This is a genomic window from Agromyces sp. P2_B3, from assembly GCF_056404815.1.
Genome location: NZ_JBFUDH010000021.1, coordinates 16947 through 26868 on the forward strand (window position 1 = coordinate 16947; position 9922 = coordinate 26868).

The window sequence follows — 9922 nt, forward strand, 5'->3', positions numbered from 1 at the left end:
GCCCGCGACACCCGTCGTCAGAGGTGGATGCGCACCGCATCCATGAACGCACGGGGGTCGTCGACCCAGATGCGCAGCCCGGTGATCACCTGTTCGCCGCCCTCGGGCGCGAGCCCGGGAAGGCGCACGACGGTCGGGCGCTCGAGCTCGATCTCGATGTCGGTCTCGTCCTGCATGCGGAAGACGAGCACGCGCGCGTCATCCGTCTCCTCGAACCGCGGCGACTTCGGCTCGTCGACGCGCGTGACGCGCGCGACCGAGGCGATGTCGTCCCAGCTCAGGTGGAGGTCGATCTCGAGGCCCTGCCGCACGCGGATGCCGTCGGGGCCGACCGTGTGCGGCCGCATCAGGTACGCGCAGAGCAGGCCGAACATCCACGTGACACCCCAGATGCCGAGGACGAGGAATGCGACGCGCACCGCGGGCCAGCGGTGCACGATGAGATCGATGATCGGGATCTCGACGGCCGAGAGCACGATGAAGATCGTGAGCACCGTGAAGACCGGCTTGTGGTAGCCGAAGCCGGCGGCGCCTCGCGGGACCGCTCGGCGGCGGGCGATGAACCGCCCGATGTTCGCGTAGATCTTCAGCTCGACGAGCACGGCGCGCTTGAGGAGGCTGGCGATGCGCTGCCACACGGATGCCGCGGGGCGGCCCGTCGCCACGACGGTCATGCCTCGGCCTCCGCCCGGTCGCCCTGACGCGCCTCTTCGTCGGCCACGAGGTCGCGCAGCCGAGCCGCGATCGCGTCGATGCCGCGCTCGAGGGCCGGTCGGTCGGCGGGTGCCACCGCGCCCAGGAGATCGGCCGTGAGGTCGGCGTGCTCGCGCTGCATCTCATGCATGAACTGCTCGGCGGATGCCGCGAGCGACACGATGATCGCCCGGCGATCGGTCGGGTGGGGCGACCTGGTCACGTACCCGCCCGCCTCGAGCGCGTCGACGAGTCCGGTGATGTTGCGGGGGCTCACCTCGAGCCTGGCCGCGAGCGCGTGCTGGGTCGACGGACCCGAGTGCGCGAGGTCCCAGAGCACCCGGGTGCGCGCGGGCGTGAGCGGGGTTCCGCTGAATGCTCGCGCCATGTCCTTCTGGAACAGCTCGCCGATCTCGAGCAGTCGGTCGAGCACGGTGATCGTGGTCGCCATATCGTGATGTTACTACATCATTACCTATCTTCACGAACTGGCGCGTCGAGGGCGATTCCGGATGTCGCCGCTCCCGGATACCGTTGTCGTCATGGACGCCGCCGTCACCGTCGACACCCCGAGCGCGGCCCTGCGCATCATCCCGGCGCAGGATGCGCCGTTCGCCGACGTCGAGGCCGTGTTCGGCACCAAGGGCGATCCGGCCCACTGCTGGTGCCAGTGGTACAAGATCCCCGGCAGCGACTGGCGAGGCGTCGGCGACGAGGCGCTGCACGATCGATTGGCCGCCCAGCTGGCCACCCCCGACGCCGGGCCCGGACTGCTCGCCTATGACGGCGACACCCCGGTGGGCTGGTGCGCGGTCGAGCCGAGGGTCGACCTCATCCGCCTGCAGCGGAGTCGCATCATCGCCGACGGCACCCGGCATCCCGACTTCGGCGACCCCGAGGTCTGGGCGGTGACCTGCTTCGTGGTGCCGCGCGCCCATCGGCGCAAGGGCGTCGCCGGCGCCCTGACCGAGGCGGCGGTGAGCTACGCCCGCGAGCACGGCGCGCGCATCCTCGAGGGCTACGCCGTCGATCCGGCGGCTCGCGGCAAGACTCCGGCAGCCGACCTGTTCCATGGCACGGTCACGATGTTCGAGGGCGCCGGCTTCGAGGAGGTCGCACGGCCCACGGCCGACCGGGCGATCATGCAGCTCCGGCTCTGACGACGGGTGCTGAGAGCGCCGCCGATCACTCCTCGACCAGGTCCCGGAGCCGCTCCACGACCTCGGGCAGCCTGCGCAGGTGGTCGGCCGCGCGCGCCTCCGCCGCCGCGGCCAGCTGCTCGAACAGGAGCGATGCACCGCCCTCGTGCGCCACGTGCGCCCCCGTGCGCCGGGCATGCTCGGCGAACAGCACCTCATCGCGGTGGTCCCCCAGCACGTCATGCAGGTCGTCGCCGACCTCCGCGAGCGCCCGCACGTGGGTCCCGAACAGCGCCACCGGGTCGTCGGTGAGCGCCTCGGCGGCGTAGCGCAGCCGGCGTCCGGCCTTGCGCACGTCGTGCAGGGCGTCATCATCTCCCCCGTCGTGCACCCGGTCGGCGCGACGGAGGGCACGACGGGCCTCGTCGTCGATGAGGCGGCGCAGCACGTCGAGTGCGAGCTCGGCCGCCGGCGGCGCCAACGGGGGTGCCGCGAGGAAGGCGTCGAGCTCGGCCCGACGCGCGCCGGCCCGAGGCAGCGCCTGGCGGTCGACGAAGCGTGCGTGCGCCAAGGCGTACCCGGCGCGCTCGGCATCGAGGAGGCGGGCGCGGGCCACGTCGCGCTGCGCCACATCGACGGCGTCATCCTCGGCCGCGACCTCTTCGAGCGCGCGCTCGGCGACCTGCACGCGCACCTCGATATCCCGGACGACCCCGAGCTCGGCGCCCAGCTCGCTGTACCGCCGGCGGAGCGAGACGACCGGTGCGGCGTCGAACACCGGCGTGAACGCGGCGAGCACACTGCGGACCCTGCGGACGTGCGTGCGGAGCTGGTGCACGCCGTCGGGCTCGTCGGCCAGGGCGGCGGACTCGAGCTGCGGCATCCGACCACCGATGGCGCGCAGCGCCGTCGTCACGGCCGTGCCGGCATCGAGGTCTGCGTCGTACCCCATGACGCCATGCTAACCACGAGGCGCGCGGCCGCGGTGAACGGCCGCGCCGCGGGTCAGCTACGGGCCGTGCAGATGACGAGCGGGATCTCCCGGGTCGTCCGTCGCTGGTACTCCGCGTACCCGGCGTATGCGGCGACGATGCGCGGCCAGAGCTCCGTCCGCTCCTCGGACGTCGCGGTCCGGGCCACCATGGCCGTCCTGGCTCCGCGCCGCGTCACCTCCACCTCGGGACGCGCCACGAGATTGAGGTACCAGCCGGGCTGACGGTCATCGCCGCCGCGCGAGGCGACGAGCACGAGGCGCTCCGGCTCGTCGACGGGCGCCGAGAGCACGACGGTGCGGGGCGCGCCGCTCCGACGGCCGATCGTGCGCAGCTCCACGATCGGCATGCCGGCGATGCGGGCAGCCACACGCCACCCGAACACCGCCAGCACGCCGCGATGGAACGCCGAGAGCAGGCGGAAGCCGAGATCGGCGGCTCGGCCGCGACGGGCCATGTCGCCCGACCCCGTCTAGCGCTGCCGCTTCTCGCGGACGCGCATGTTGATCACGATGGGCGAGCCTTCGAAGCCGTAGATCTCGCGGAGGCGACGCTGGATGAACCGGCGATAGCCCGGGTCGAGGAATCCAGTCGTGAACAGCACGAATGTCGGCGGACGGCTTGCGGCCTGCGTGCCGAACAGGATGCGGGGCTGCTTGCCGCCGCGCACCGGGTGGGGGTGCTCCTGCGTGAGCTCGGTCAGGAACGCGTTGAACTTTCCGGTGGCGATGCGCGTGTCCCACGACTCGAGCGCGACCTCGAGGGCGGGCACGAGCTTCTCGAGGTGGCGGCCGGTCCTCGCGGAGATGTTCACCCGCGGCGCCCAGGCGACATGGTGCAGATCCTGCTCGATCTCGCGCTCGAGGTACCGGCGGCGGTCGTCGTCGAGGAGGTCCCACTTGTTGTAGGCGAGCACGAGTGCCCGGCCCGACTCGAGCACCAGGTCGATGATGCGCACGTCCTGCTCGGAGATCGGCTGCGAGACGTCGAGCAGCACGACCGCGACCTCGGCCTTCTCGAGCGCGGCCTGCGTGCGCAGGGACGCGTAGAAGTCGGCGCCCTGCTGCAGGTGCACGCGACGGCGGATGCCCGCGGTGTCGACGAAGCGCCAGATCTTGCCGCCCAGCTCGATCTGCTCGTCGACCGGGTCGCGGGTGGTGCCGGCGAGCTCGTTCACGACGACCCGCTCCTCGCCGGCGGCCTTGTTCAGCAGGCTCGACTTGCCGACGTTCGGGCGCCCGAGGATCGCGACGCGGCGCGGGCCGCCGAACTCGTCCTTGGCGACGGCGGAGACCTGCGGGAGGACCTTGAAGACCTCTTCGAGCATGTCGGCGACACCGCGGCCGTGCAGTGCGGACACGGGGTGGGGCTCGCCCAGTCCGAGGTTCCACAGTGCGGCGGCCTCGGGCTCTTGGCGGGCGTCGTCGACCTTGTTCGCGACGAGGAACACCGGCTTCTTCGTCTTGCGGAGGAGGCGCACGACGTGCTCGTCGGTCGACGTGGCACCCACCGTCGCGTCGACGATGAACAGCACGACGTCGGAGAGGTCGATCGCGACCTCGGCCTGTGCCGCGACGGAGGCGTCGATGCCCTTCGCGTCGGGCTCCCAGCCGCCGGTGTCGACGAGCGTGAAGCGGCGGTCGAGGTACTCGCCCTTGTAGGAGACGCGGTCGCGCGTGACGCCGGGGGTGTCCTCCACCACGGCTTCGCGTCGGCCGAGGATGCGGTTGACGAGCGCGGACTTGCCGACGTTCGGTCGTCCGACGATGGCGATGACCGGCAGCGCGGGGAGGTAGCGGATGCCCTCCTCGCCCTCCTCCGAGATCTCGAGGACCTCGAGGTCGTCCTCGTCGAGCTCGTAGTCGGAGAGCCCCGACCGGAGGGCCGCCGCACGCTGCTCGGCGAGGTCGTCATCGACGTCGGCGAGCCGCTCGGCGAGGTCGTCGGCGGCGACGGACTCGTCGTCGTACTCGTCTCGCTGGTCGGTCATGGTCTCTCCTCTGGGTCTGCTGCGCTCACTGCGGCACGTCGCGGTGCTCCTGCACCGCCTCGGGCCGTGCAGCCCGGATGACGTCGATGACCGCATCGACGGTCTGCTCGAAGTCGAGCGCCGTCGAGTCCACGGTCCTGACGCCCTCGGCGGCGGTCATGAAGTCCACGACCTTGGAGTCCGCCTCGTCGCGCCGGTGGAGCTGTTCACCCGCAGCGAGCGCCTGGTCGCCGACGAGCTCCGCGGAGCGCCTCGCTATTCTAACGTCTTCCGCCGCGGTCAACAGGATCCGCACGGGGGCATCCGGCGCGACGACCGTCGTGATGTCGCGCCCCTCGACGACGATGCCCGGCCGAGGCTCGGCGACCATGATGGCCCGGAACAGCTCGATGAGGTGCGCGCGCACCTCGGGCACCCGCGCGACGCGGCTCACGACCGCCGAGATCGCGGGGTCGCGGATGGCGTTCGTCACGTCGATGTCGCCGACGTGCACCGCGTAGCCCGCCGGGTCGGTGCCGATGCGGTAGGCGAAGCTCGGCAGGCACGAGACGACGGATGCCGCGTCGCCGGTGTCCACCCCGGATGCCTCGGCATGCCAGGCCAGCGCCCGATACGCGGCACCGGTGTCGAGGAAGCCGAAGCCGAGCCGGCTCGCGACCTCCTTGGAGACGCTGGACTTGCCGCTGCCGGCAGGGCCGTCGACGGCGACGACGACGGGAACGATGGGCGGGTGTGGCACGGTCATCCTGCGATCCGCCAGCCGCGTGCGGCCAGCTCGGTGGTGAGTCGGTCTGCGGCTTCGGGCAGCACCGCGATCTCGGCGAGTCCGACCTGGCGGCCCGGCGAGTGCTCGAGCCGGAGGTCTTCGAGGTTCACGCCGATCTCGCCGACCTCGGCGAGCAGCCGCGCGAGTTCGCCCGGCCGGTCGTCGACCATGACGATCACCGTGGTGAAGCGCTTGTCGGTGCCGTGCTTGCCCGGGAGGCGCTCCACGCCGGTGTTGCCGCCGGTGAGTTCCTCGGCCACGCGACGCCGGGCGCCCGGCGCCGCGGGATCGGCGAGGGCGTCGATGAACCGGTCGAGGTCGTCGCGGTAGGCGACGAGCACGTCGCGCACCGGTGCGGCGTTGGCGCCGAGGATCTGCACCCAGAGGTCGGGGTCGCTCGCGGCGATGCGGGTGACGTCGCGGACGCCCTGGCCGGCGAGGCCGAGGGCGGCGTTCGGCGCGTCGATGAACCGCCGCGCCATGATGCTCGAGATCACCTGGGGCACGTGGGAGATGAGTGCGACGCCGCGGTCGTGCTGCTCGGGAGTCATCTCGACGAGCGTCGCGCCGAGGTCGAGGATCAGGTCGTCGATCGCGCTCGCGCGCCGGTAGCTGATCTCGTCGTGCGCGGCCACGACCCAGGGCCGTCCGGCGAAGAGGTCGGCTCGGGCGGCCAGTGGCCCCCCGCGCTCACGACCGGCGAGCGGGTGCGAGCCGATGTACCGCGACACGTCGGCGCCAGAGGCGACGAGGTCGTCGAGGATGCCCCCCTTGACGCTGGCGACGTCGGTGACGATCGCCTCGGGGAACGCGCCGAGCTCCGCGGCCACGACGGCGGCCGTGACGTCGGGCGGCACGGCCACGACGACGAGTTGCGGTGCGTCGTCGGGCCCGGCCGACCGGCCGGCGCCGAGGTCGACCGCGATGGCCACATGCGTCGGCGAGGCGTCGGCGAGGATCACGTCGAGCCCGCGGCTGCGCAGGCCCAGGCCGACGCTCGTGCCGAGCAGCCCAGCACCCACGACCCGCACCGGGCCGATGAGGCGTGATTCGGTCACGAGTCCCCTTCGTTCGATGCGGTGCCGGCATCCCGGGCGGCATCCGCGGCGCGGGAGATCGTGAGCAATTGGCCGAGTTCCACCTTAGTCAACTCGCGCATGGCGCCCGAGCGGAGCGTGCCGAGGTTCAGCGGGCCGAAGCTGCGCCGCACGAGTTCGACCACCGGGTGCCCCACCGCGTCGAGCATGCGCCGGACGATGCGGTTGCGCCCCGAGTGCAGGGTCAGCTCGACCATCGAGTGGCGGTCGTCGCCCTGCTGCTGGATGATCTTGGCCCGGTCGGCCTTGATCATGCCGTCCTCGAGCTCGACGCCGTGCTTGAGCTGTTGCACCACCTGCGGCGTGACACGACCGCGCACCTTCGCGATGTACGTCTTCTCGACGCCGAACGACGGGTGGGCGAGCACGTGCGCGAGATCCCCGTCGTTCGTCAGCAGGAGCAGGCCGCTGGTCTCCGCGTCGAGGCGGCCCACGTTGAACACGCGCTCCTCGAGCCCCTCGGTGAACCGGGTGAGGTCGGGGCGCCCCTGCTCGTCGCGCATCGAGGAGACCACCCCGCGCGGCTTGTTGAGCATGTAATACCGCTTCGCCGGGTCGAGCTGCACCGCGACACCGTCGACCGCCACGAGGTCGGTCGCCGGGTCGATGCGGCGGCCGAGCTCGGTCACGACACGCCCGTTCACCTCGACGCGGCCCTCGACGATGAGCTGCTCCGAGACCCGCCGGCTCGCGACTCCGGCGGCGGCCAGCACCTTCTGCAGGCGCACGCCCTCGGCGAGGCCGGCGCCCTGGTCGTCCTGGTCAGTCACGATCGAATCCCTCCTGGCCGTCGTCGAGCAACGGCGAGATGTGCGGCAGCTCGTCGAGCGAGTTGATGCCGAGGTTGGTGAGGAGCGCATCGGTCGTCCCGTAGAGGATGGCGCCCGTCTCGGCATCCGTCGCGACCTCGGTGATGAGGCCGCGGCCGAGGAGCGTGCGCACGACCGAGTCGACGTTGACCGCGCGGATCGAGGCGATGGACGAGCGTGAGATCGGCTGCTTGTACGCGATCACCGACAGGGTCTCGAGGGCGGCCTGCGACAGGCGCGTCGACGACTGGGTGATCACGAAGTCGGCCACGAGCGCGTCGTAGTCGGCACGCACATAGAACCGCCATCCGCCGCCGACCTCGCGGAGCTCGAAGCCACGACGGATGCCGCGCCCGGCCGATCGCTCGTCGGCGACGTCGGTGCGGGGCTCCCCCGACGGCGCGCCGCCGTCGTAGTCGGCCAGCAGGCGTGCGATCGACGCGCGCACCTCGGCCACGGGCCGCGCGACCGCGGCGGCCAGCGTCACGATCGACAGCGGCTCGTCGGCGATGAAGAGGATCGCCTCGAGCGCGCGGTCGAGGTCGAGGTGCGGCTGTCCGGGCACGTCGAGCGGCGTGACGATCGAGAGCTCGGGTCCCTGGGCGGTGTCGTCGGGCGTCGCCTCGTCGGTCGCGGCATCCGGGTCATTCGTCATAGTCGGCTCCAAGGCTGTCGAGATTCTCGTCGTCCCACGATTCCGCGGCCCACCGCAGCGTGAGCTCGCCGAGCGGCTCCACCTGGTCGAAGCCGATCGCGGCGTGGCGGTACAGCTCGAGCACCGCGAGGAACCGGGCGACCACGACGCCCGGTTGGGCGATGCCGGCGATGAGCTCACGGAAGGTCACGGGCTCGCCACGGCGCAGCATCGCGACGACGTGCGCGGCCTGCTCGCGGATCGACACGAGCGGGGCATGCAGATGATCCAACCCGACCGCGGGGATCGCACGCGGCGTGAGCGCGAGGGTGGCGAGCGCCGCGAAGTCCTCGGCGCTCAGGGTCCAGCGCAGCTCGGGCTCGCGCTGCCGGAAGCGGTCCTCGAGGCGCACCACGCGCGCGTGACGCCGGGACTCGGCCTCGAGGTGCGACGCGAACCAGCGCGAGGCCTCCTTGAAGGCGCGGTACTGCAGCAGGCGGGCGAAGAGCAGGTCGCGCGCCTCGAGCAGCGCCACGTCCTCGGCATCGACGAGCTCGCCCTGCGGCAGGAGTCCGGCGACCTTCAGGTCGAGCAGCGTCGCGGCCACCACGAGGAACTCCGACGCCCGGTCGAGCTCCTCCTCGGAGTCGACGCCGCGCAGGTACGAGATGAACTCGTCGGTCACCGCCGAGAGCGACACCTCGGTGATGTCGAGCTCGTGCTTCGCGATCAGCGACAGCAGCAGGTCGAACGGGCCCTCGAAGTTCGTGAGCGCCACCCGGAACCCGGCGTCGGATGCCTCGGACGGCACGCCGGCGTCAGGACCCGCTGCGCCGTCGGCGCCCGCTCCAGGGACCGGCAGGGCCTCAGGCGACCGCGCCACGGAAGACCAGCTCCCTCGCGAGCTGCCGGTACGACTTCGACGCCTGGTGCTCGGGGGCGAACTCGGTGATCGGCGTCGCGGCGACCGTCGCGTCGGGGAACTTCACCGTGCGGGTGATGACCGTCTCGAGCACCTTCTCGCCGAACGCGTCGACCACGCGCTCGAGCACCTCGCGCGAGTGCAGCGTACGCGCGTCGTACATGGTGGCGAGGATGCCGTCGAGCTCGATCGCGGGATTCAGTCGGTCGCGCACCTTGTCGATCGTCTCGATGAGCAGCGCGACGCCCCGCAGCGCGAAGTACTCGCACTCGAGCGGGATGACGACCCCGTGGCTCGCGGTGAGCGCATTCACGGTGAGCAGGCCCAGCGACGGCTGGCAGTCGATGAGGATGACGTCGTAGTCGGATGCCACGCGCCGCAGCACGCTCGCGAGGATCTGCTCGCGGGCGACCTCGGTGACGAGGTGCACCTCGGCGGCCGACAGGTCGATGTTCGCGGGGATCACGTCGAGGTTCTCGAGCATGGTGTGCTGGATCGCGTTGGCAGGCTCGACGCTCCGCGAGAGCAGCAGGTCGTAGATCGTCGGCACGTCGTGCGTCTGCACGCCGAGGCCCGCCGAGAGGGCGCCCTGCGGGTCGAAGTCGACCGCGAGCACTCGGCGTCCGTACTCGGCGAGCGTCGCGCCGAGGTTGATGGTCGTCGTCGTCTTGCCGACGCCGCCCTTCTGGTTGCAGAGCGCGATGATGCGTGCGGGGCCGTGCGAACGCAGCGGCTTGGGCACGGGGAAGTCGCGCAGGGGGCGACCGGTGGGACCGACCTCGGGCTCCAGCGAAGCGATGCCGTCCGCCGGGTCCTGCGTCTGGTGCGTCACGTGGTCTCTCTCCTGGGTCCTTCTCGCCTGCGGCCGTGCGGGCGTCTG

General features: G+C 71.7%; 12 protein-coding genes. 1 reads left to right on the plus strand and 11 read right to left on the minus strand.

The window, feature by feature from the left end; translation table 11 throughout:
• Positions 1 to 17: 17 nt before the first annotated feature.
• Together AC1DZA_RS18515 and AC1DZA_RS18520 are read right to left on the minus strand one after the other, a co-directional pair.
• Positions 18 to 674 (minus strand): hypothetical protein, encoded by a 657-nt coding sequence (locus AC1DZA_RS18515; protein ID WP_476773849.1) that lies wholly within the window; start codon positions 672 to 674, stop codon positions 18 to 20.
• Complete coding sequence (locus AC1DZA_RS18520; protein ID WP_476773850.1) at positions 671 to 1144, minus strand: MarR family winged helix-turn-helix transcriptional regulator; 474 nt, start codon at positions 1142 to 1144, stop codon at positions 671 to 673. Before AC1DZA_RS18520 ends, AC1DZA_RS18515 begins: the two co-directional genes overlap by 4 nt.
• A gap of 91 nt (positions 1145 to 1235) precedes the next feature.
• Between AC1DZA_RS18520 and AC1DZA_RS18525 the strand changes: the two genes are divergently transcribed.
• On the plus strand, positions 1236 to 1853 hold the full coding sequence (locus AC1DZA_RS18525; RefSeq protein ID WP_476773851.1) for a GNAT family N-acetyltransferase: 618 nt from the start codon (positions 1236 to 1238) through the stop codon (positions 1851 to 1853).
• Positions 1854 to 1878: 25 nt separating this feature from the next.
• On the opposite strand, the gene AC1DZA_RS18530 is transcribed toward AC1DZA_RS18525, so the two are convergent.
• The 9 genes from AC1DZA_RS18530 to AC1DZA_RS18570 are packed head-to-tail and all read right to left on the minus strand — an operon-like array spanning position 1879 to position 9874.
• A complete protein-coding gene (locus tag AC1DZA_RS18530) occupies positions 1879 to 2784 on the minus strand; it encodes a CHAD domain-containing protein (protein ID WP_476773852.1) in 906 nt (301 codons plus the stop codon).
• Between the two features lie 53 nt (positions 2785 to 2837).
• Positions 2838 to 3281: a nitroreductase/quinone reductase family protein gene (locus tag AC1DZA_RS18535; protein WP_476773853.1), complete on the minus strand. Its 444-nt coding sequence runs from the start codon at positions 3279 to 3281 to the stop codon at positions 2838 to 2840.
• A gap of 15 nt (positions 3282 to 3296) precedes the next feature.
• Positions 3297 to 4814: a ribosome biogenesis GTPase Der gene (gene der / locus AC1DZA_RS18540; RefSeq protein ID WP_309977975.1), complete on the minus strand. Its 1518-nt coding sequence runs from the start codon at positions 4812 to 4814 to the stop codon at positions 3297 to 3299.
• 25 nt (positions 4815 to 4839) lie between these two features.
• Positions 4840 to 5559 carry a (d)CMP kinase gene (cmk, locus tag AC1DZA_RS18545; protein ID WP_476773854.1) on the minus strand — a complete coding sequence of 240 codons (720 nt, stop codon included), beginning with the start codon at positions 5557 to 5559 and terminating at the stop codon, positions 4840 to 4842.
• Positions 5556 to 6638: a prephenate dehydrogenase gene (locus AC1DZA_RS18550; RefSeq protein WP_476773855.1), complete on the minus strand. Its 1083-nt coding sequence runs from the start codon at positions 6636 to 6638 to the stop codon at positions 5556 to 5558. The genes cmk and AC1DZA_RS18550 overlap by 4 nt, the downstream gene beginning before the upstream one ends.
• Complete coding sequence (locus tag AC1DZA_RS18555) at positions 6635 to 7447, minus strand: pseudouridine synthase (RefSeq protein ID WP_309977967.1); 813 nt, start codon at positions 7445 to 7447, stop codon at positions 6635 to 6637. The genes AC1DZA_RS18550 and AC1DZA_RS18555 overlap by 4 nt, the downstream gene beginning before the upstream one ends.
• A complete protein-coding gene (gene scpB / locus AC1DZA_RS18560; RefSeq protein ID WP_476773856.1) occupies positions 7440 to 8141 on the minus strand; it encodes an SMC-Scp complex subunit ScpB in 702 nt (233 codons plus the stop codon). The genes AC1DZA_RS18555 and scpB overlap by 8 nt, the downstream gene beginning before the upstream one ends.
• Entirely contained in the window at positions 8131 to 9003 is an 873-nt protein-coding gene (locus AC1DZA_RS18565) for a segregation and condensation protein A (protein ID WP_476761040.1), read from the minus strand. The genes scpB and AC1DZA_RS18565 overlap by 11 nt, the downstream gene beginning before the upstream one ends.
• The gene (locus AC1DZA_RS18570; protein WP_476773857.1) at positions 8987 to 9874 is read right to left on the minus strand and encodes a ParA family protein; all 888 of its coding nucleotides are present in this window, start codon (positions 9872 to 9874) and stop codon (positions 8987 to 8989) included. The genes AC1DZA_RS18565 and AC1DZA_RS18570 overlap by 17 nt, the downstream gene beginning before the upstream one ends.
• Positions 9875 to 9922: the final 48 nt, after the last annotated feature.

Coding starts and splice junctions, on each gene's coding strand:
- cmk (WP_476773854.1), bottom strand. CDS start 5,559: ATGACCGTGCCACACCCGCCCATCGTTCCCGTCGTCGTCGCCGTCGAC.
- scpB (WP_476773856.1), bottom strand. CDS start 8,141: ATGACGAATGACCCGGATGCCGCGACCGACGAGGCGACGCCCGACGAC.
- AC1DZA_RS18525 (WP_476773851.1), top strand. CDS start 1,236: ATGGACGCCGCCGTCACCGTCGACACCCCGAGCGCGGCCCTGCGCATC.
- AC1DZA_RS18535 (WP_476773853.1), bottom strand. CDS start 3,281: ATGGCCCGTCGCGGCCGAGCCGCCGATCTCGGCTTCCGCCTGCTCTCG.
- AC1DZA_RS18515 (WP_476773849.1), bottom strand. CDS start 674: ATGACCGTCGTGGCGACGGGCCGCCCCGCGGCATCCGTGTGGCAGCGC.
- der (WP_309977975.1), bottom strand. CDS start 4,814: ATGACCGACCAGCGAGACGAGTACGACGACGAGTCCGTCGCCGCCGAC.
- AC1DZA_RS18530 (WP_476773852.1), bottom strand. CDS start 2,784: ATGGGGTACGACGCAGACCTCGATGCCGGCACGGCCGTGACGACGGCG.
- AC1DZA_RS18520 (WP_476773850.1), bottom strand. CDS start 1,144: ATGGCGACCACGATCACCGTGCTCGACCGACTGCTCGAGATCGGCGAG.